The organism is Acinetobacter higginsii (assembly GCF_000369525.1).
GTDB classification, from domain to species: domain Bacteria; phylum Pseudomonadota; class Gammaproteobacteria; order Pseudomonadales; family Moraxellaceae; genus Acinetobacter; species Acinetobacter higginsii.
Map to the genome: position 1 here is coordinate 498,026 of NZ_KB850072.1, position 21,265 is coordinate 519,290.

The 21,265-nt window shown below is 40.1% G+C and carries 17 protein-coding genes and 1 tRNA gene; 12 read left to right on the forward strand and 6 right to left on the reverse strand.

Translation table 11 applies throughout. The annotated features are described in order from the left end of the window. Positions 1-84 precede the first annotated feature (84 nt). The 4 genes from F902_RS08375 to rpmE all read left to right on the forward strand — a co-directional run bounded on the left by F902_RS08375 (position 85) and on the right by rpmE (position 4,472). Positions 85-2,259: an AmpG family muropeptide MFS transporter gene (locus tag F902_RS08375; RefSeq protein ID WP_005202625.1), complete on the forward strand. Its 2,175-nt coding sequence runs from the start codon at positions 85-87 to the stop codon at positions 2,257-2,259. A 2-nt stretch (positions 2,260-2,261) separates the two neighbouring features. After that, positions 2,262-2,663 (forward strand): lactoylglutathione lyase, encoded by a 402-nt coding sequence (gloA, locus tag F902_RS08380; protein ID WP_004808260.1) that lies wholly within the window; start codon positions 2,262-2,264, stop codon positions 2,661-2,663. 416 nt (positions 2,664-3,079) lie between these two features. Next, positions 3,080-4,048, forward strand: coding sequence for a bile acid:sodium symporter family protein (locus F902_RS08385; protein WP_005202627.1), 969 nt, complete (start codon positions 3,080-3,082; stop codon positions 4,046-4,048). A gap of 199 nt (positions 4,049-4,247) precedes the next feature. Next, entirely contained in the window at positions 4,248-4,472 is a 225-nt protein-coding gene (rpmE, locus tag F902_RS08390; RefSeq protein WP_004808257.1) for a 50S ribosomal protein L31, read from the forward strand. 87 nt (positions 4,473-4,559) lie between these two features. Here rpmE and F902_RS08395 read toward each other — a convergent pair whose 3' ends face one another. Genes F902_RS08395 through epmB form a run of 3 tightly spaced genes read right to left on the reverse strand, consistent with a single transcriptional unit; the run spans position 4,560 to position 9,416 of the window. After that, on the reverse strand, positions 4,560-6,650 hold the full coding sequence (locus F902_RS08395) for an EAL domain-containing protein (RefSeq protein WP_005202629.1): 2,091 nt from the start codon (positions 6,648-6,650) through the stop codon (positions 4,560-4,562). Next, entirely contained in the window at positions 6,632-8,386 is a 1,755-nt protein-coding gene (locus tag F902_RS08400) for a hypothetical protein (protein ID WP_005202631.1), read from the reverse strand. Before F902_RS08400 ends, F902_RS08395 begins: the two co-directional genes overlap by 19 nt. Positions 8,387-8,399: 13 nt before the next feature. Next, positions 8,400-9,416 (reverse strand): EF-P beta-lysylation protein EpmB, encoded by a 1,017-nt coding sequence (gene epmB / locus F902_RS08405; RefSeq protein WP_005202633.1) that lies wholly within the window; start codon positions 9,414-9,416, stop codon positions 8,400-8,402. 354 nt (positions 9,417-9,770) lie between these two features. Here epmB and efp point away from each other — a divergent pair, with 354 nt between their 5' ends. The 8 genes from efp to F902_RS22870 all read left to right on the forward strand — a co-directional run bounded on the left by efp (position 9,771) and on the right by F902_RS22870 (position 17,782). Next, positions 9,771-10,340: an elongation factor P gene (gene efp, locus F902_RS08410; RefSeq protein ID WP_004808248.1), complete on the forward strand. Its 570-nt coding sequence runs from the start codon at positions 9,771-9,773 to the stop codon at positions 10,338-10,340. Positions 10,341-10,699: 359 nt separating this feature from the next. Further along, entirely contained in the window at positions 10,700-12,802 is a 2,103-nt protein-coding gene (locus F902_RS08415) for a carbon starvation CstA family protein (RefSeq protein ID WP_005183198.1), read from the forward strand. 2 nt (positions 12,803-12,804) lie between these two features. Further along, positions 12,805-13,107: a YbdD/YjiX family protein gene (locus F902_RS08420; RefSeq protein WP_004770453.1), complete on the forward strand. Its 303-nt coding sequence runs from the start codon at positions 12,805-12,807 to the stop codon at positions 13,105-13,107. A 78-nt stretch (positions 13,108-13,185) separates the two neighbouring features. Further along, complete coding sequence (locus tag F902_RS08425) at positions 13,186-14,145, forward strand: AAA family ATPase (RefSeq protein ID WP_005202635.1); 960 nt, start codon at positions 13,186-13,188, stop codon at positions 14,143-14,145. Positions 14,146-14,158: 13 nt separating this feature from the next. After that, complete coding sequence (locus tag F902_RS08430) at positions 14,159-15,076, forward strand: DUF58 domain-containing protein (RefSeq protein WP_005202636.1); 918 nt, start codon at positions 14,159-14,161, stop codon at positions 15,074-15,076. 2 nt (positions 15,077-15,078) lie between these two features. Then, positions 15,079-17,064 carry a transglutaminase TgpA family protein gene (locus tag F902_RS08435; protein WP_005202640.1) on the forward strand — a complete coding sequence of 662 codons (1,986 nt, stop codon included), beginning with the start codon at positions 15,079-15,081 and terminating at the stop codon, positions 17,062-17,064. 35 nt (positions 17,065-17,099) lie between these two features. Further along, positions 17,100-17,176: transfer RNA gene (locus F902_RS08440), tRNA-Val, on the forward strand. A gap of 378 nt (positions 17,177-17,554) precedes the next feature. Next, complete coding sequence (locus F902_RS22870) at positions 17,555-17,782, forward strand: hypothetical protein (protein WP_017402025.1); 228 nt, start codon at positions 17,555-17,557, stop codon at positions 17,780-17,782. Positions 17,783-17,828: 46 nt separating this feature from the next. Here F902_RS22870 and F902_RS08450 read toward each other — a convergent pair whose 3' ends face one another. From F902_RS08450 to F902_RS08460, 3 genes are all read right to left on the reverse strand, one after another. Beyond that, a complete protein-coding gene (locus F902_RS08450; protein ID WP_005202644.1) occupies positions 17,829-18,512 on the reverse strand; it encodes a pirin family protein in 684 nt (227 codons plus the stop codon). Between the two features lie 194 nt (positions 18,513-18,706). After that, entirely contained in the window at positions 18,707-20,050 is a 1,344-nt protein-coding gene (argG, locus tag F902_RS08455) for an argininosuccinate synthase (RefSeq protein WP_004652848.1), read from the reverse strand. Between the two features lie 274 nt (positions 20,051-20,324). Continuing rightward, positions 20,325-21,176 (reverse strand): LysR family transcriptional regulator, encoded by an 852-nt coding sequence (locus F902_RS08460; protein WP_005202645.1) that lies wholly within the window; start codon positions 21,174-21,176, stop codon positions 20,325-20,327. Between the last annotated feature and the right edge of the window lie 89 nt (positions 21,177-21,265).

Below are 21,265 nucleotides of genomic sequence, written 5' to 3' on the forward strand. Positions count from 1 at the left end.
ATGATTGCATAAAGCAACTTGCAAGCAAGGGCAAGAAACGATTGAATAAGCACATTCACGCATGTTCATGGAAAATAATAACCAATGACAACTCAAGCCTCTGGTTGGGCATCGGCATTTAAAGCATTTTTAGATCGCCGTGCTCTGATTATGTTATTTCTTGGTTTCTCCGCAGGGATTCCAATTTTATTGATTTTTTCTAGCTTGTCGTTATGGCTAGGTGAGGCTGGTATTGATAAAAGTGCGGTCACTTTTTTTAGTTGGGCCGCCTTGGGTTATTCCTTTAAATTTGTTTGGGCACCGTTAATTGATGAATTACCCGTCCCATTTTTAACCAAGAGTTTAGGTCGTCGCCGTGCTTGGTTGCTCATTGCACAATGTTTAATTATCTGTGCAATTTGTATTATGGCTTTTTCAGATCCTGCGCTTGGTCAAAGCTATTTAATCCAAATGGCATTTGGTGCAGTATTACTGGGTTTCTCAGCTGCAACACAAGATATTGTGATTGACGCTTACCGTATTGAGTTAGCTGAAACTGAAATGCAAACTGTGTTGGCTTCAACATACAATGCGGGCTATCGTATTGGGATGATTGTTGCTGGTGCAGGAGCGTTATTCCTAGCAGCCTATTTGGGAACGGCCAAAGGTAATTATATCTACGAAGCTTGGAAATATACCTATTTAACCATGGCCGCAGTGATGGTGGTGGGTATTATCACCACCTTATGTGTTCGTGAACCGCAAGTGAATCGCGTTTATAAGCATTATAAAACCACGGATTATTACCGTTTGGTGTTTGTGTTTTTTATCGCGGTTGCAACTTTTGTGGTGAGCTATATTTATTCAGGTAACGTTACTGAAGCCATTGCCAAGGCAGCAGCAATTAAAGACACCGCTGCATTATTTGGTTTAGAAGCGCTGCGCTTTTTAACTGCAACCGCAACTGCCTTATTGATCGGTTTTGGGCTGGTTAAAATGGGTGTTGTCAATCAGCAAATGGCGAAAGAAACATGGGTTGCCCCGATTCTGGATTTCTTTAAGCGCTATGGCGTTAAACTGGCATTGGTTTTATTACTGTTAATTGGTTTCTTTCGTATCTCTGACATTATTGCAGGGGTGATTTCAAATGTGTTCTATCAAGATCTAAACTTTAGTAAAGAGCAGATTGCTGAAGCAGTCAAAATTTATGGTGTAATATTTAGTTTGGTCGGTGGCTTCTTAGGTGGCCTGTTGGCGCAACGTATGAACATTATGAAACTCATGTTCGTTGGTGCGGTATTGGCAAGCTCAACCAATTTGATCTTTATCGGTTTAGTTAAATCTGGCAAGCCATTGGATCAGGTTGAAGTCCAAGTGGGCGCTCAGCATTATCAAGTGCAGACCGATGAGGTGGGATATTGGAAGTTACAAGTTCCAAATGAAGTATTAGCTAAAGCAAATACGGTTCAGGTCAGTACTCAATATCAAAACCAAGCAGACTCGAAGGCTCAGTTTGAAGTTTCTTATCTGGTGAATGCGCAACACGCCCAGATTCAACTGCTACCAATGAGTGGTGATGATCAACTCACGCCGAAAGAGTTAAAACAAAGTCTGGTAATCAAAGGTCAGTTAGCCGGTGTAAAAGCTGAGCAACTCAATGCAGAAAGTCCTGTTGTTTTAACATTAGATGGGCAGGAATTTGTAGCGAAAGTGGATCAAAATGGCTTATTCACAGGCGTGATTGATGGCAAAATTTTGCAAGCATCACCGACCAAGACCATTACGGCTTTGGCTAATTTAACCAACAATACGGGCAGTGAATTGTTGGCAACCAGACAATATCGCGTCGATACGGCATCTCATGCAGAGACGGATTTAAATGTGGATATTCAACCGATTACTGTGGTTGATCCAGCTCAATCAGGTATGGTTGAATTGTCTGGTAAGGTGATTAAAAGTTATAGCTCGTTATGGTTATATTTTGCCATTATTGTCGATAATTTAGCCTCAGGTTTAGCTGGTGCGGCATTTATTGCCTTTTTATCGAGTTTAACCAGCGTATCATTTACCGCAGTTCAATATGCGATTTTCAGTTCATTAATGACTTTAACACCAAAATTATTGGGCGGTTATTCAGGAACGATTGTCAGCAATATTGGTTATCCGAATTTCTTTTTAATGACGACTTTAATTGGTATTCCAATTTTAGTTTTAGTGGTATGGGTTGCGAAACTGTTGCGCGATCATGAAAACCAAACAACTCAACAGACAGGTGAATAACTATGCGCATGTTACATACGATGCTACGAGTAGGTAATTTAGAACAATCTTTGAAGTTCTACACTGAGGTACTTGGTATGAAATTGCTACGCCAACGTGATTACGAAGAAGGGCGTTTTACCTTGGCTTTTGTTGGCTACGGCGATGAAGAAAACAATACTGTGCTTGAGCTCACGCATAACTGGGATACAGCCAGCTATGATTTAGGTAATGCTTATGGTCATATCGCTATTGGTGTAGATGATGCTTATAAAGCATGTGAAGAAATCAAAGCACGTGGTGGAAAAGTCGTACGTGAAGCGGGTCCAATGAAAGGTGGTGTTACAGTGATTGCCTTTGTTGAAGATCCAGATGGTTATAAAGTTGAATTGATTCAACAGGATCAAAACGCACGTAATAACTAGGGTCTGTTGACATTTCACTTTACGAGCTATAGCTCTCATTGCGACAGAGGATGTTTTTTAGACGGTGCAAGGCTGGTTTTGTGAAACCTAGTTATTCTAGGTAAGCAAGATCTAACACACTAGTGGCAAAAAACATTCCTGTCCCGTAGGGTTATGGCTAAAACTTCCATAAACCGCGTTATGAAACTTGACAAGGGAATGCCATTGCCAGCGTTTCATGCCTTGTTTATGTCATTTTAGCCGATAACGCAAGGCATGGCTGAAATATCAATAGACCCTCTCTTTGGTCTATTGGGTCCAAGATTTCTAATCTAAAGCCCTAGCTTTATTTATTCAGCCCAGTATGATGGTGCGATCAAATGATCAACAACATCATATTGGGCTTTTTAGTTTTAGTGAGTAGATAGGGATAAGTTATGTTGAAGCAACTGGCAGTGGACCGCTTTACAATATTATTAATCGCAATGGTAGTACTGGCGACTTTTTTACCCGTCTCAGGTCAGATTGCACATTATTTTAATATTTTAACCACGGTCGCAATTGCAGTGCTGTTCTTTTTACATGGCGCTAAGTTATCACGTGAAGCCGTGGTTGAAGGGATGCTGCATTGGAAAATGCATGCTTTGGTGTTTGCTTTTACGTTTGTGATTTTTCCTGCGATTGGATTGCTGGCTAAACCTGTGTTGGAACCTCTACTGGGGCAGCAGTTGTATTGGGGTTTCTTATTTATGTGCTTTTTGCCATCAACAGTACAATCCTCTATTGCATTTACTTCGATGGCTAAGGGTAATGTGGCAGCCGCTGTATGTAGCGCATCCTTCTCCAATATTATCGGGATGTTTATTACCCCGATTTTGGTGAGCTATTTTATTTTGGGACAAAGCCAACATGGTTTTGATCCGACCACATCAATTATTCAAATCACCTTGTTACTACTGGTGCCTTTTATTTTAGGGCAATTATTACGTCCGTATGTTTTTCCATATATGGTCAAAGTACCTAGTATCGTCAAAGCGTTTGATCAGGGATCGATCTTAATGGTGGTTTATGGGGCATTCAGTAGTGCTGTAGTAGCAGGTTTATGGCATCAGGTCAGTGGTTTAACCTTGTTGTATCTGGTACTTGCGTGTTCGGTATTATTGACTCTCGTGATGTTGCTTGCGTTGTATGTACCTAAGTGGTTAGGTTTTAATCATGCTGATCAAGTGACGATCTTCTTCTGTAGCTCCAAGAAAACCTTAGCGAGCGGTGTACCCATGGCTCAAATCCTGTTCATCGGGCAGCCTTTAGGTATGATCGTACTGCCAATTATGATTTTCCATCAAATTCAGTTGATGGTTTGTGGGGTGATTGCGAATCGTTGGTCAAAATCAAATCAGGAATAGTTCGCAAAATTTAATTTTTTGGCGTATAATCTTCGGCACTTGTTGGCTTTGCTCTGACCTTTAGAGTCTCGGTGAGTCAAAAGAAATGGTCTGTTGTGGTGTTGATCTGCAAGTGTGAAAACACTTTGCTTTCCTCAAATTGAGAGTGATCAATTGCGATAACAGCTTAAGCCTTTCTTACTAAATAGGAGCATCGACCATGCGCGCCGATATTCACCCTAAATATGAAAACTTAGTTGCTACTTGTTCATGTGGTAACGTAATCGAAACTCGTTCTGCTCTTGGTAAAGAAACAATTTACCTTGACGTATGTTCAGCTTGCCACCCATTCTATACTGGTAAACAAAAGAATGTGGACACTGGCGGTCGTATCGACAAATTCAAACAACGTTTCTCTGGTATGTCACGTTCTGTCAAACGTTAATATCAAGAAAGAAAAAACGGGCGATATGCCCGTTTTTTTGTGCCTATATTTTATCGATAATGTATATAGACAGTGGTGTACAAGACCTTATTGGTCTTGTACATCGGTTAAGCGATCAAGCTTTTTCTGGAAGTAGTTCCCTTGTAAAAAACGTGCTTCAACATTCCATGCATTGGCAAACAGGTTCATGTCATTGAGTTCCATCAAGAAAATTTCCACAGGTTTTTGGCCAATAAAATGCAGGATTTTTTCTTGTAAGTTTGCCATGTCTTTTTCAGAGGCAAGCATTTTGGTCAATTTGCCATGTAGACTCAAATATTGAGCATCAATCTGTTGCAGCATCGAGTCACTATAAAGTGAATCACCGAAACCTCGGATCGAAACTTCAGCACCATGTTGACGCAACAAGGCAATTTGTGGCTGTGCTTGCGATAGGTTCTGTTGCAGTGCTTGTTCAGAAAATTGCAGAATTAATGGGTGTGCTTGTTTACTGCCAATAATAGTGAGTAATTTTGCAACTAACTCTGGGAGTTTTTGATCATTCAATAACACATGATGATTGAGGTTGACAATCAGCTTGGCTTTTGGATATTGAGTGATGAAGTTATGTAATTGCTTACATGCCTCAACAAGAATCCAGCGGTCTAGTTGAACTGATAATTCAACATCATCTTTAAGATCGGCTAGATCACTTAAGTCTTGCCATTGATTGTTATAGATAAAGCCGCCAGAAACCTCATAAGTATGTGTATGCTGATCTTGTTTATCATAAAGCTGCTGATATTTAAGATGAATATCACCGATATCCAGTTTCTGTTTCAGTTCTTGTAACAAGCTTAACTGGACTTTTGTTGGAATGTGTTCGGTTGTTAAACCAATATCAGTATCAATTTTTGGACTATTGAATACTGGTAAAGCTGCAGTGAATGCTTTACTTAGGACCTGCTCAAAAACCGCTTCATCTGGAATGGCTTGTGCAAGTTCGCAATAACCCAATTTAAGGTGTAAAGGGAAGGTGTGCTGAGTAGTCGCTAAAAGTTGTGGTTTCTGCAAGCTGTTTAAACCAATCAGCAGTGAATTCAAAACATTTTTGGATTCAGCTTGAAACAATGCAACGTAGAGTGTGCTATCGACTGGATAAACAGGAACACTGACTTGTTCTTTGATAAAGTTTTGGATATTGGCAAAATACGCTTTGGTGCTACGCCAATCACTTTGAAAAACCTCATTTGGACAACTGCTCAGGCTAAACAGCACAACTGCATTGGCATTGGCTGGATGATTGGTCAGCTGTCGATTAATCTGTTGTAAAGCACTATTTAAATTGGATACTTTCTCAGATGAAATGACAGTTGCAGGTGCTGCAGTTACTTGTGATGATGTTCCACATTCAATATTGAGTTGAATTTCCTCTTCATTGCCTGAAGGTAAAAACTCAAGATGTAATGGGTTGTTCTTCACAGTTGCATTTTGAGTACGCAGCTCAAAACGTCCTTGCTCGAACTGACCTTGAGAAATCTTTTTAAAGCGCAGTTTAAATTGTGCTAAATCTTCAGGTTGCAAAACATCGAGGATCGGTAAGCCAATCAGTTCATCTTCACTCGCAAATCCAAATAGGTTGGCATATTCAGTATTGGCACTGATGTGAATACCTTCTTGTAAAATGGCAACAGCTTTATGCGTCTCTGCGACTAAGGATTGAGCTTGCGTTTGTGCTGCTTCAAGCTCATTGAGCAAGCGGTGTTCAGCTTGAACCAGACGACTATAAGACAATGCACGGATCATGCTAATATAGAACGTTTCAGGTATTTTAAGATTCAAAACATCATAGATGCCTTTGTGAATATAGGTCTGATATTGATCATGGTTATAGTCATCAGGTTCCAGTAACAACACAGGCAAGCTTGGCTGCGATGAAGCTTGAATCAAGGATAGAGTTTGTTCGATTTTTAAGTCATAAGCACGACCAAAAATCACAATATCCCAGGGTAAATTTAACTGTTTTTCAAATGTTTTAAGATCATCTAATAAGGTGGCATGAATTTGATGATCTTGCGCCTTAAAGATCGCGGCAATTTGATTATAACGAAGTTGATTGTCGTCAATAATTAGTAAACGGGTTTCTGTCCGTTTGAGTTTCTTAGACAGTAAAGAATTTCTCACTTTAATGCTTCCCATAAATCTTGATCAATTGTGTCCATATTTTTTTGTGCCATATATTTTTGAAGAACCGGAAGTTCCTCATCATTTAGCAGTTCAAATTCAAATTGAACAAAACTCTGGGTAATTAATTGTGCGTTTAATAAATACACCTTGACTTCCTCTTTCCCCAATCTTAAATGAACAGCTTGATGTTCTCTAAAAATTTGTGAACCTGGTAAAATTAAAGTTGTTTTTGTTTCATCCAGATTTTGGTTTTTTAATAAAAGTGTTGGATGATAATTACTGATATGTCGATCAGCCTGTATGCGAACAGCACAAGGGAAGATCTCTTGTGCCAATACTTCTAAACCGAGTTCTAGACTTTTCTCGCTTGATTGTTTGAGCCAACGGATTACGCCTCCACGCCAATGCCCATGTGATGTTTCTTTGACTAAAATATATTCGCCAGTTCTTAGATTCTTTGGTGCTTCTCCAGACCACTTAATACGATAACCATTGACACTGATATCTAGAATATCAGCTTGATAAACGGCTTTACTTTCACGACTTAAACGTTGAATCGCAGACTCTTGGTTGTCAGAAGCACTTTTTTTGTCCCAAGCCGACATAAACTTCGATTCATTTTGTAGACCATAACTGTGGTCTAGCAATAAGGTCTCTGCGAAATTCTTAGCTTTGGAGAGATAGAAGTGCGCAGTCAGTAAACCAAAGCAAATATGCAGTTGCGCTGAGTATTCATAACGCTCATGACGGCGTTCTGCAGTTGTACCTAAAATAGTTTGCACATGAAATTTCAGTGCTGGGGTTAAATAGATTTTTTCATTTTTAGAAATATATTCTGCATTTTTATGCAGTGTTGCTGTGACATGATCCAACAAACTATGTGTGCTGATAAAGATGTTTGGGTTGAAGCCAGAACTTTGTTTTTTATTATAAATCGGTGGATGGTCTTTGCTGGTATCTACGACATACTTGGTTAAATCAGTTTCTTTAGCCAAGATTTGGACCATTTTGGCCCAGTCAAAACTACACTGGAACAGAGCTTGTATTTCAGATTGACGAATTTGATTGGTATTAAAAATATCCATCAAGATCAGCTGGGCATAGGCCTGAGTAATATTGGTAATCGAACTTGGTTTACCCTGAGACTGATCTAAGTTGGTATGCTGATACTTATGTGTCACTGCTGCATCATAGAGTTGATGGGCAATTAACCACTGCCCAGCAACTGGCTCGCTATACAACATATGTTGTTGATAGAGCAATTGGGTTAATTGCTGTAGCGATTGAAAGGTGGCTAAGGTTCTTGCCGTTTGCAGATTTTTCTTTTGATTCAGCGCGAAAATAGAAAACTTTTGCTGATCAAGCTGGTCATTACTGCGACGCACAATATTGATATAGATTGCTGCAAAGTAGCAACGCAATAACATTGCTAGTTCAATGATATGCTCATTACGATCTGAGCTAATCACGCCCTGATTGAAAAAGTTCTTTTCCAGACTTCCCAAAACATTTTCAATGGTTGGGTGCAGAACCTGAACCAAGTCAAAACGTAAAGTTTCCGAACATTCCAGTTCACTCAGCTCTAATAAAGCTGCAAATAGTGCTTTGGAGGTATCGCCCAACTGCATAATGGATAGATTTGAAATCCATTCATTGAGACTTTTAGAATTGGTATCACAAAAGCTAAGTTTGTCCCGTCTTAAGACTGTTGGAATTTGAAAAATATCCGAAAAAGCATTATTCATCATTGTGTTATCAATCTCAGAATGTTTGAACCCCAAAAAGCGGTGTTTTATTTTTTTCGCCCGCAATTTCCCTGACGAGTTTCGGGACGAGATATCCTGGTAAACTCGCTAATACATCACTGTATATCTGATCTATCTCTGAAGATCTTAAATCAAAATGCTGAGCACCTTTAACTTTATCCAAAACATGAAGGTAATAGGGCATTACTCGTGCTTCAAATAAACGGCTACTCAATGCATTTAAAGTTTCTGCAGAATCATTCACACCTTTGAGCAAAACTGCCTGATTTAGGACGGTTATATGCTGGAATGACAACTCTAGCAACTTCGAGCAAGTGAAATCATCAAGTTCAGCTGCGTGGTTTGAGTGTACCACTACTACAATACGTAGCCTACTGTTTTTTAATATAGAAATCAGCTCTTCATCAATACGATTCGGGATCACAATCGGAACCCGTGAATGAATTCTCAATATCTTAATCTGAGGGAGAGATGCGACTCGTTCTAGCCACAACGAAATTTTTCGATTGTTTAGTGTGAGGGGGTCACCACCACTCAAAATCACTTCATTGATTTGTGGATTTTGCTCAATATACTGTTTGATATTTAACCAATCGTCATTTTTAGGCAGATTTTCCTGATACGGGAAATGACGACGGAAACAGTAGCGACAGTGAATCGCACATGCACCTGTTAAGGTCAACAAAAAACGTGATTGATATTTATGTAAAACCCCTGCCATTTGATTTGCGGCTTCTTCACCTAAAGGATCCGTCACAAACTCAGGATGTTCTTCCAGTTCGAGATGATGGGGTAAGACTTGCAATAGCAGAGGGTCAAGCGGATCGCCAATGGTCATTTTTCCGACGAATGCACGTGGCACGCGCAATTTAAACTGTTCAGAGGCGAGGATTGCCCCTGATAATAGTTGATCGGTAGATAACTCAAGCAGATTTAACAGCTCTAAAGGATCAGTAATTAGGTCACTGAGTTGTGATTGCCAGTTTTGCTCTTGATGTAAATAGTTTATCATGCCATACGTAAAAATAGTGTTAGCCGCAGCTGTGTGCCTAGTCTAGCATTGGGGCTTGTTTAACGTTCATATATGAATTGCGTTATTGGTTAAAATTTAATCATGCGAGGCGTGAAACGCAGGGAATGGCTATTCCCTTGCCAAGTTTCATAACGAAGTATGAGGAAATTTTAGCCATAACCCTACGGGACAGGGAGATTTTTTGTAGCTACTGCGTTATGTATGGTTCATTTAGAATAACTAAATTTCACCATCCATGCCTTGTATCGTCGAAAAAATCTCCTGTGTCGCAACCAAATATGAATGTTAAACAAGCCCATAAGATTTGATTTTTAAGTTTGGAGTGCGCCTTTCATGGCCTATTATTCTACAAATGATTTTAAAGCAGGCCTTAAGGTTATGCTTGATGGCAACCCATGTTCAATCATGGAAAATGAATATGTAAAACCAGGTAAAGGTCAAGCGTTTAACCGTGTGAAATTACGTAACCTTCGCTCTGGTAAAGTATTAGAAAAAACATTCAAATCAGGTGATTCTTTAGAAGCAGCTGATATTGTAGAAGTTGAAATGGATTACCTCTACAACGATGGCGAAATGTGGAACTTCATGGATCCTGTATCTTTCGAGCAAATCGCTGCTGATAAAACAGCAATGGGCGATGCTGCGAAATGGTTAAAGGACGATTCAAATGAAAAATGTACGATCATGTTATTCAATGGCGTACCTTTGAACGTAAATCCACCAAACTTTGTTGTGTTGAAAATTATTGAAACTGATCCAGGTGTACGTGGTGATACTTCTGGCGGTGGCGGTAAGCCAGCGAAGCTTGAAACAGGTGCAGTTGTACGTGTTCCATTATTCGTACAGCAAGAAGAAAGCGTTCGTGTAGACACACGTACTGGTGACTACCTAGAACGTGCATAATTGTGAATGAGTAGCCAAGCTACTCAAGATATACAATTATCGAAGGGATGATTAAACAATCATCCCTTTTTTTATGCCAAAGTATTAGATAAATAATTGAAGCTAGAAGGTAAACTTACAAAGATATTTCTTCTACAGAAAATATGGAAAGGGAAATCTAATAGGGCTTGCTGACATTTTTTGTTGCCACTACATTATCTTGCGTAGCTGTAATCGCTACTCATTATTTAGAATAGCTAAATTGCATAAGACATGCTTTATGTCTTCTAAAAATGTTCTCTGTCGCAATGATAGCTATCGCTCGTAAAGTGAAATGTCAACAGACCCTAACCACGCATTATGTATTTGAGAGGTTTTGAATGGAGACAACACAAGCAAAGTCAACACTTCCCTCGAAACTCCTTTGGAGTTTGGTTGCCATCGTTGGGGCAATTTCATTTGGGATCTTGGCGGTTAGTCGTGGTGAGCATGTTAATGCGGTCTGGTTAGTTCTTGCCGCAGTCTGTGTATATAGCATTGCATATCGGTTCTATAGTTTATTCATTGCAAACAAAGTTTTTGAATTAAATCCTAAACGGTTAACCCCAGCTCATCGCCTTGCCGATGGTCTGGATTATGTTCCGACCAATAAGTTCGTTTTATTCGGTCATCACTTTGCCGCGATTGCAGGTGCAGGGCCTTTAGTCGGTCCAATTCTCGCAGCGCAAATGGGTTACTTACCTGGGACGATCTGGCTTTTAGTCGGTGTGGTGATTGCAGGCGCGGTACAAGATTTCCTTGTTCTATTTATTTCAACACGACGTGATGGTCGTTCTTTGGGAGAAATGGCCAAACAGGAATTGGGTACCTTTGCGGGTGTGATTGTGATGCTAGGTACGCTGGGGGTGATGATCATTATCCTTGCTGTGCTGGCTTTGGTCGTCGTGAAAGCATTGGCGCATAGTCCATGGGGTGTGTTCAGTATTGCTGCAACCATTCCAATCGCCTTGTTCATGGGCGTGTATATGCGCTATCTACGCCCAGGGAAAATTGCAGAGGTGTCGATTATCGGTTTTGTACTGATGATGGCGGCAATTGTGTATGGTGGGGATGTTGCAAAAGATCCATATTGGGGGCAGTTATTTACCCTCAGTGGTACTCAATTGACTTGGGCCTTAATTATTTATGGTTTTATCGCCTCTGTTTTACCGGTTTGGTTGCTGTTAGCACCACGTGATTACTTATCAACCTTCCTTAAAATTGGTGTGATTGCAGGCTTGGCGATTGGGATTATCTTCGCGATGCCTGATTTGAAAATGCCAGCAGTGACCCATTTTGTTGATGGTACAGGCCCTGTATTTGCGGGTAGTTTATTTCCTTTCCTGTTTATTACCATTGCTTGTGGTGCGATTTCAGGTTTCCATGCCTTGGTTGCATCTGGAACGACACCTAAATTGGTCGATAACGAAGTCAATATTCGTATGATCGGTTATGGTGGTATGTTGATGGAATCTTTCGTCGGCATCATGGCAATGATCTGTGCGACAGTACTCGATCCAGGCATTTACTTTGCGATTAATGCACCAGCAGCAGTTTTAGGGACCTCGGTAGAGACCGCTGCGGAAGCTGTGCGTAATCTTGGTTTCGTGGTGAGTCCAGAAATGTTGACCTTATTGGCTCAGGAAGTGGGTGAGAGTTCAATCCTGTCTCGTACAGGTGGTGCGCCTACATTTGCAATTGGTATGGCACATATCATTTCAGAGATTTTTAACAATCGCTCAATGATGGCGTTCTGGTATCACTTTGCGATTCTGTTTGAAGCATTATTTATTCTAACTGCTGTAGATGCGGGTACACGTGCTTGTCGTTTCATGGTGCAGGATACAGTCGGTATCGTGGTTCCAGCGATTAAACAATCGAGTTCATTCTTTGGGAACTTGGTCGGGACTTTTGTCGCAGTGGCAGGTTGGGGCTTCTTCGTGTATCAAGGTGTGGTTGATCCACTTGGTGGGATTAACTCATTGTGGCCGTTATTTGGTATTGGTAACCAGATTCTTGCTTCGATGGCACTGATTTTAGGAACCGTCATTTTATTCAAGATGAAAAAAGAGAAGTATGTTTGGGTCACCATTGTCCCGACGATTTTCTTATTCATTACTTCAATGACTGCGGGCTGGCAAAAGATTTTCCATGAAAATCCAAAAATTGGCTTCCTTGCACAAGCGAATCGTTTCTCGGATGCAATTGCGCGTGGTGAGGTGCTTGCACCAGCCAAAACCGTTGCTGAAATGCAAACGATTGTGATGTCAAATCAGATCAATGCTGCACTGTGTGGCTTCTTTATGATTGTTGCGATTGTGATGATCATTGCTTCGATTGGTATTGTACGCAGAGCATTGGCGAGCCCGACACCAACAGTGAACGAGGCACCAGCAGTTTATTCAGAAACCCCGATGACGGCGAATAGCATCAAAGGAGAGTAGCGATGGATTTTAAAATTGCTCGACAAGGCAGCGCAGTGATTGTGAAGATTATTAAATTCACCATCATGTCGCAAAAACATTTGCTTTTATCACCCAAGAATTGGTCGCGTATTGCTGTGTTATGGCAGCGTTTGCAGCAGAGTTTTCGGTTGATGGTGGGTGTGCCAGATTATGAAACTTATGTACAGCATATGAAAGCGCATCATCCTGATCTAACCCCGATGGATGCCAAGACTTTTTATCGTCATTGTATCGATGCACGTTATCCTTCTGCGGGTGGTAATATGAAAAAATGCCCTTGCTAGAAATCAATTGATTTCGTTGAAAAAAAACCAAAACAGTGTATGTTGAAACATGCACTGTTTCATTTTGGGGATAAAATTATGTGGGGCATGGATCAGGCTTCAATTCAAGACAAAAAAAGACAAAACCAAGCATTAGAACAAGATATTAAAAGCTTCGGTCAAAAGATTGAGCACTTTTTAATTGAAGTGAATCAGCTGATTTTAGATAAGCCACAACAGACCAAACTGGCTTTGACCTGTCTATTGGCTGGTGGACATGTATTGTTTGAAGATCTACCTGGATTGGGGAAAACCACATTAGCCAGTGCCTTGGCTCGGTTGGCTGGATTACATTTTCAGCGCATTCAATTTACCAATGATATGTTGGCCAGTGATGTCATCGGTATCAATATTTTTAATCAAAAAGAACATGTGTTTGAGTTTAAGCAAGGCCCTGTTTTTACTCAAATCTTACTTGCCGATGAAATCAATCGCTGTAGCCCTAAAACCCAAAGTGCTTTGTTGGAAGCGATGGAAGAAGGGGCTATCACTGTCGATGGCGTGCATTATGAGTTGCCACAACCTTTTTGGGTGTTGGCTACGCAAAATCCACTGTTTCAAAGTGGAACTTATACATTACCAGAGTCTCAACTAGACCGCTTTTTGATGCGATTGTCATTGGGTTATCCATCTCGCCAAGCAGAAAAATTACTGTTACAACAAAGCTCTCGCCAAGTCCTGATTCATCAATTAGACGCAGTCTTTACCCAAGCCGATATTTTACATTTGCGTGAATTGGCAAAACAGATTTTTCTCAGTGACGCCGTACTCAATTATATTTTAGATTTGGCTGCTGAAACACGTAAGCAACGACATGGCCTGTCTACACGTGGAGTATTGGCACTGAAAGCTGCAGCACAAGCTTATGCGTTAGTTGAAGGACGCAGTTTCGTGACCACGGATGATGTACAGACGGTATTTGTGGCTGTAGTTGCGCATCGTTTAAGTTTGGGGGAGATGGAGGTAAAACAACTGTTGCAGTCAGTTGATGCATTATAGGTGAGTACAGACTATGCAAACTGGACTTAAACAACAGGTCAATCAATGGATCGCAAAGCGTTTCCAAGTGGATCGTAGTAAAACCTTGCGACAAAAGGACGTTTTGGTTTTTGTCTATAAACAAGGTTTTCTATATCTGGTCCTGATTTTAATTACCTTTATTGCTGGAATTAACTATGCAAACAATCTGATTTTAGGATTTTGCTTTTTAATCAGTGCCATTCTTTGTATTAGTTTTTATCTGACCTTTAAGCAATTACATGATTTACAAATTGATATTGTGCTGCCTGAAGTCGGACAAGTCGATCAAGCAATCATTTTAAAGCTGCTATTTAAACAACCTGTTCGTTCTGTACGTTATCTAAGGATCCAGTGGCAAGCTCAAGAGCAATTGGTTTTTATAGATCAGACACAACATAGTGTTGAGCTTGCAGTTATGCCTGACAAACGTGGACTCTATGAATTTGAGACCATTAAAATTTATTCTACTTATCCATTAGGATTAGTCCGCGCATGGACTTATTTATATCCAAAACATAAAGTCTGGGTTGCCCCGAAGGGCTATGATTGGCAGAAAGAGCATAAAAATAAGCCGACTTCTGCCCAAGATAGCTTAGATGAATTTAAAGAGTTACGTGGCTTTCAACACGGTGATTCTTATCAAAATGTGGCATGGAAACAGGTCGCACGGGGGCAGGGATTTTTGATCAAAATGTTTGAAGCTCAGGCTAATCACCAGCATCTGGAAATTGACTATCAGCAGATTCCAGCTCAAAGCCATGAAGATAAATTAAGCTTTATGATGGGTTTGGTCGAGCAATGTGAACAGTTAGGTGATGATTATGCACTTATTTTGCCGCATGCTCGCTTAGAAAGCGGGCAAGGACAATCTCAGTTAATTCAGGCCAAACTTTTATTGGCGCAGGCATAATGATGACTAAGCAAATCTACTTCTGTGTTTTAGCTGTCTTGGCTTTTGTATTACTTGGGCAAACCGCTTTTGCACCTGCTGCTTTAACGGGATTATGGGCGGTGGTTTGGCTGTTATTGGTTCGTAGATATCGTAAACAAAGCTGGGTGCCTTTTCCTAAATGGTTTTTGGTGATTTTTATTCTATTGTCCTTGGGTATCGTTTATATCAATTATCAAACGATCTTTGGGGTGGAAGCGGGCGTCGCCTTTTTAAGTACCTGTTTATTTGCCAAATGTTTAGAAGCTAAAAACACTCGTGATTTATTGATTGTCTTTAATTTTGCTCTATTTGTCAGTGCCAGCCTATTGTTACATAGCCAAGCTTTTTGGATGGCGTTGATTGTATTTACAGTCTTTATGATGTGTTTATTGGGTTTGTATCGGATACAGACGGGATTGTTTAATCAAACGAAACTTTCATCAAACCAACTTAAACAAGATGTGAAGCAAATTTTTAAATTTGTTGGCATAGCAATTCCTTTCTTTCTCATCTTATTTATTTTCTTTCCACGATTGCCACCGCTTTGGGCAGTACCAATTCAGACTAATCAAGCCACGACTGGGATTAGTGATCGCATGTCACCTGGAGATATTGCACAATTATCACAGTCCTCGGCTTTGGCCTTTCGGGTAGTGGCAAATATGTCGCAATTTCCAAGTCGATCAGAATTGTACTGGAGAGCTTTAGTCTTAGATCAATATGATGGAACGACTTGGACCAGTAGTTTTTTTAATCAACAAATTAAAAATGTGCAGTCCACCCAAAGAAGCGTACCTTATCAATATTTAGCAGCAGATGAACAAGCCAATTGGATCATGGGTTTGGAATACTCGATTCCGCAAGAACGTTATTTGCAGTTGTATCAAGATAATAGTATTCGCCCAACAAAATTAGTTAAGCGCAATGTACCGATACAGATGTTGTGGTTGGGGCGCATGTCGGCAGAGCCTATTTTGTTGTCAGCACGTCAACTTGAGTTAAACCTTAGGTTTGATGAGGGACGGGATCTTAAAGCACAGCAATTGGCGCATGAGCTGTTTGAAAAAAGTCAGAAGCAACCTGAACAATATCTACAATCAGTGCTGTCATGGTATCGAAAGAATGGCTTTGTATACACTTTGACGCCTGGGACTTTAGGTGGGGATCGTATAGATCAATTCTTGTTTTCCAGTCGGAAAGGATTTTGTGAGCATTATGCGTCTAGTTTTGTCATGCTAATGCGTTATGCGGGTATTCCCGCACGGGTAGTGACGGGTTATCAAGGTGGTCAACTGGCGCCTGATGGGCAAAGTTGGGAGGTTCGACAACTGGATGCACATGCTTGGAGTGAGGTCTATCTAGATGGAAAATGGAAAAGAATTGACCCAACAGCCATGATTGCACCGCAACGAATTGATACGGGCATGCAGGATTATTTGGCACAAGATCAAACTGTATGGGGAGATGAAAGTAAAGCTTGGCGTTTGCAACAGTTTAAGTTTCTAAAAAATATGCGGATTTGGAGTGATTATTTAAGTTATCAATGGCAAAGTAAAGTCGTTGGTTATGATGCAAACAAACAGAAGAACTGGTTATCTCGATTAGGTCTGGATTCAAGTTATGCATATGCAATTGTGTTGATTGTTGGCGTATTCGCTATTTTGATGGTTTACGTGGGTATCTATTGGTGGAAGCAAACAAGGCAGCAAGCTGATTATCAAAGAGCTGTACTTAAGTTTCAGAAGCAACTACCTAGAAATCTGCATAAACAACACGCAGAGACTTTTCAAGTGTGGATGCAGCGTTTGGCAAGTCAGGTTGAAAATAAACAGGTGTTTGAACAAGCGATTGTGTTATATCAACAAATTGTTTTTTTAGAGCAGCAAGATGGTGCAAATATTGAAGAATTTAAGCGCTTGCTTAAAGACTGTGCGATTGCACTGAAACAGTCACAAAAAAACTTGTGAAGCTGATAAAAAATGAATATGATGCTTCTCATTCTAGGTGTATAGCTCAGTTGGTTAGAGCGCTACGTTGACATCGTAGAGGTCTCCAGTTCGAGTCTGGATATACCTACCAAGATTTTTAGGTTTTATAGCTTCGAATGAAGTTACGAAAACTCCAAAGCTCTGAGTCGAAAAGATTCAGGGCTTTTTTTATTCCAGCTTATTTTTAGAAAATTAAGCGACTTGACCTAACCCACTATTGGTGCTAATTTAATCAATAAGGAAGTCATATACTATTTGGGATTTAAGAGAATCTTGCCTAAATGAACAAAGATATGACAACCTGAACACACAGCTAACAACGAACGAAACGGTTCAGATCGTTTTTAAAAATGTTCAAGGTTGTAGAAAAGCCCGTTAATCGGGCTTTTTTAATGCCGATTATTTTTGAAAAGAATTAAGCTATAGTGTGAAATAAAGATTGGAGGAGCAAGAGGGGATTGTGAGGCTGATGTTTATTTTTTTAGTTATTGTGGCTGGCTTGATTTTATTGTTTTTCTTCGCAAAGAAAACAGATGCTACACAAGATACTTCTGATTATAGCCATTCATATTCTTCAACCACATCCAGCTGCAATTCAGTCCAGCATAATAATGATCAAGGTATAGATAATTGTGGTTCTAATGCTGACTCTAGTTCTGACTCAAGCAGTTGTGATAGTAATAGCAATAATGATTAAAAAAGCTTGTACCCCTTGAGGGTAAGAGGTACAAGTTAAACCGAGTTTAAGGTAAGTCAAACCAGATCATTTGACTGTCTTGTAATGCAGTAATCGTTGCAGTCTCATCAAACAGTAGGGCATCACCCGCTTTAACCAAATGATCGGCAATCATCACTTCACCTGAAATCACATGCACATAGTTGACTTTTTTCCGTGCTGCAATTTCTAAATGTTGATCTTTCTCAATGACTGCAGTTTTCACTTCAGCATTTTGACGGATCGACATTGGCGCAGATTCATCACCAGCAATCAAGTGCCATTGGTTTGGATGATCTTTCGGGTTTAGATGAATTTGCTGATAAGTTGGTTCAGCATCTTGTATATTCGGTTGAATCCAAATCTGTAATAGATGCACCGCTTTATCATGCTTGTTCATTTCACTGTGGGTGACCCCAGTTCCAGCGCTCATCAACTGCCATTCACCTGCATTGATTTGACCTTCATTGCCCATGCTGTCTTTATGGGAAATGGTGCCATCAAGTACACAGGTTAAGATTTCCATGTTGTCATGGGGATGAGTACCGAAACCATTATGTGCAGCAACCGTATCATCATTAATCACGCGAAGCGCACTGACGCCCATATATTTCGGGTTATACCAGCTACCAAATGAAAAGCTATGATAGGTGTCTAACCAGCCTGCTTTGACATGACCACGGTTTTCACTACGATGTAGATAAGCATTCATCTTTCATCTCCCAAATTATTGTGTTTTGCTTAATGCTTATATTATCGATTCATTATGATGATAAATAGTCTTTAATTGCGACATATTGTTCTATAAATGCAATGATTCGGTAATGCGTATGTTCTTGGATAAAATAAAAAAGGCTGAATAAAAATATTCAGCCTTTCAAATAGGTAAATTAATTTACCCATCTTTTATTTTGATTTGTTTTCCAACTGTGGAATTGCAGAACCTTGGCCCACTGCGAGTAAACCTGTTTCAGTATAGATACCCAATTTTGCACGGGTATCGGTAATATCGAGGTTGCGCATAGTTAACTGACCGATACGATCCATTGGCGTAAACATTGAATCGCCTTTCTCCATGGTTAAACGCTCAGCTTCATACGTGAGGTTAGGAGACTCAGTGTTCATGATGGTGTAGTCATTACCACGACGTAATTCAAGTGTTACAGTACCGGTAATGGCTTTCGCAACCCAACGTTGTGAAGTTTCACGCAGCATGAGTGCTTGAGAATCGAACCAACGACCTTGGTAAAGTAGGCGACCTAAACGTAAACCGTTAATACGGTATTGTTCAATCGTATCTTCGTTATGAATACCAGTCACCAAACGCTCATAAGCGATATGTAATAAAGCCATACCTGGTGCTTCATAGATACCACGAGATTTCGCTTCGATGATACGGTTTTCAATTTGGTCAGACATCCCTAGACCATGACGACCACCGATACGGTTTGCTTCAAGAATGAATTCAACTGGATCTTCGATACGTTGACCATTCAATGCAACTGGCATACCTTGTTCAAAAGTAATGCTCACTTCTTCTGGTTGGATTTCAACGTCATCTTTCCAGAATGCAACGCCCATGATAGGGTCTACGATTTTAATACCTGCATTGAGGTATTCTAAATCTTTGGCTTCGTGCGTTGCCCCCAACATATTTGAGTCAGTTGAATATGCTTTTTCTTTTGACATTTTATAGTCAAAACCGTTGTCGATTAAGAATTGCGACATTTCGGCACGGCCGCCTAACTCATCAATAAAGGTTTGGTCTAACCAAGGCTTATAGATTTTAAGCGCAGGGTTGGTCAATAAACCGTAACGATAGAAACGTTCAATATCGTTGCCTTTATAAGTTGAACCGTCGCCCCAAATGTTGACGTCATCTTCTTTCATCGCGGTAACAAGCATTGTACCTGTCACTGCACGACCTAAAGGTGTGGTATTGAAGTAAGGAACGCCGCCAGTGCTGATGTGGAACGCGCCACATTGAATCGCAGCAATACCTTCAAGCGCAAGTTGTAAACGACAATCGATTAATCGAGCTTTGACTGCGCCGTACTGTTCAGCTTTCTTTGGAATAGCATCATAGTCATCTTCATCAGGCTGACCCAGATTTGCAGTATATGCATAAGGCTCTGCGCCTTTCTGTTTCATCCATAATAAAGCTGCTGAAGTGTCTAAACCACCAGAGAAGGCAATCCCAACTTTTTTACCTACTGGTACATGCTGCAAGATCGTTGCATTATCAGTCATTGCTAGTCCTAACTATTTCGAAATAGGCACCCTAATACTTCGGTGACCAAAGAGAATTTATACGTCCCGTACTATATCACTTTTCAAATCGATTTTTTTTCTGTTAGGAAAGGAATTCTTTTTTTTTCATTTAAAAAATAGATTAACATCGGAAAAATATAAAGTTTTACGATAAGCATTCACAATAAGGCGTTAACAGGTCGTGAACTTGAAAAAATCTCACGTGAAAAGTACATCAAGAGGTTGCAAGCACTGTTTATAAAAAGTGTTTCGTTCAAAGTGAATCATTTAAGCCAATAAATTGTTTCTCGATTGGGGTAAATACATGATCGTGACGTGCAATCAGATAAAGGCCGATATCTCGATACTGTTCAGGCGTTTCTCGATAGTATTGAATGTTATATTTTTCAATCAAAGATTTGGCAATCATCGAGATGCCCATACCTAACTGGGTAAAGTGAATTAGAGCTTCATGATCGTAAATATGGGTGAGTTCACCCTTTTTAAGGTTATAGTCGGTGTAGATGCTGTCTAAGGTGGTGGCATAGCAGCATTGTTCAGAAGCCAGCAAGATATTTTGATGATTCAGACATTTTTCGAGACTGTCATGGTTGATCATGTTTTTACCAATAATTACCAGTTGATCATCCGCTTTTTGAATATATTGCAGATTTTTATGTTTAGGATGTCCTAGGGCATAAGCAATATCCAAATTGCCCGCTAAAATCTCATCCTCAATATAACCTGTTGGACCTGTTTTCATGGTGATGGAAAGATCAGGGTAGGCTTCATAGAGCTGACTAAAGGAAGGGTAGAAACGCATCCCACCTAGACTGGTATTGGTGCCAAAGCGTAAAACGCTTTCTTGTTGGTAGATTTTATTTTCAGTTTCTTCCCAAGTGAAAATCATCTTTTTATATTGGGCATATAAATTCATGCCAGATTCAGTCAGTTCGACGCCTTTAGGCTTACGGATAAACAGTTGGCGTTTATAGTGATTTTCAATCTTTTTAATTTTTGCGGTCATATTGGACTGTAAATAATTGAGCTTATTTGCCGCGGCGGTAATGCTCTTCAGCTCGGCCACTGTCACAAATGATCGGATATCACTAATATCAATATTCACGGTAAGTCCTCAATATTTCAATTCGAAAGGTGCTATTAAAAAGAATGAATTGAATTAGGCATCAAAAAAAATGATGTATCTATTAAAAC

What these genes read in the sequence shown, in the direction of transcription:
- F902_RS08425 (WP_005202635.1), top strand. Translation starts at nt 13,186, where the DNA reads ATGTGGGGCATGGATCAGGCTTCAATTCAAGACAAAAAAAGACAAAAC.
- epmB (WP_005202633.1), bottom strand. Translation starts at nt 9,416, where the DNA reads ATGATAAACTATTTACATCAAGAGCAAAACTGGCAATCACAACTCAGT.
- F902_RS08430 (WP_005202636.1), top strand. Translation starts at nt 14,159, where the DNA reads ATGCAAACTGGACTTAAACAACAGGTCAATCAATGGATCGCAAAGCGT.
- argG (WP_004652848.1), bottom strand. Translation starts at nt 20,050, where the DNA reads ATGACTGATAATGCAACGATCTTGCAGCATGTACCAGTAGGTAAAAAA.
- F902_RS08385 (WP_005202627.1), top strand. Translation starts at nt 3,080, where the DNA reads ATGTTGAAGCAACTGGCAGTGGACCGCTTTACAATATTATTAATCGCA.
- F902_RS08420 (WP_004770453.1), top strand. Translation starts at nt 12,805, where the DNA reads ATGGATTTTAAAATTGCTCGACAAGGCAGCGCAGTGATTGTGAAGATT.
- F902_RS08435 (WP_005202640.1), top strand. Translation starts at nt 15,079, where the DNA reads ATGACTAAGCAAATCTACTTCTGTGTTTTAGCTGTCTTGGCTTTTGTA.
- rpmE (WP_004808257.1), top strand. Translation starts at nt 4,248, where the DNA reads ATGCGCGCCGATATTCACCCTAAATATGAAAACTTAGTTGCTACTTGT.
- F902_RS08375 (WP_005202625.1), top strand. Translation starts at nt 85, where the DNA reads ATGACAACTCAAGCCTCTGGTTGGGCATCGGCATTTAAAGCATTTTTA.
- F902_RS22870 (WP_017402025.1), top strand. Translation starts at nt 17,555, where the DNA reads ATGTTTATTTTTTTAGTTATTGTGGCTGGCTTGATTTTATTGTTTTTC.
- F902_RS08395 (WP_005202629.1), bottom strand. Translation starts at nt 6,650, where the DNA reads ATGGGAAGCATTAAAGTGAGAAATTCTTTACTGTCTAAGAAACTCAAA.
- gloA (WP_004808260.1), top strand. Translation starts at nt 2,262, where the DNA reads ATGCGCATGTTACATACGATGCTACGAGTAGGTAATTTAGAACAATCT.
- F902_RS08400 (WP_005202631.1), bottom strand. Translation starts at nt 8,386, where the DNA reads ATGATGAATAATGCTTTTTCGGATATTTTTCAAATTCCAACAGTCTTA.
- efp (WP_004808248.1), top strand. Translation starts at nt 9,771, where the DNA reads ATGGCCTATTATTCTACAAATGATTTTAAAGCAGGCCTTAAGGTTATG.
- F902_RS08415 (WP_005183198.1), top strand. Translation starts at nt 10,700, where the DNA reads ATGGAGACAACACAAGCAAAGTCAACACTTCCCTCGAAACTCCTTTGG.
- F902_RS08450 (WP_005202644.1), bottom strand. Translation starts at nt 18,512, where the DNA reads ATGAATGCTTATCTACATCGTAGTGAAAACCGTGGTCATGTCAAAGCA.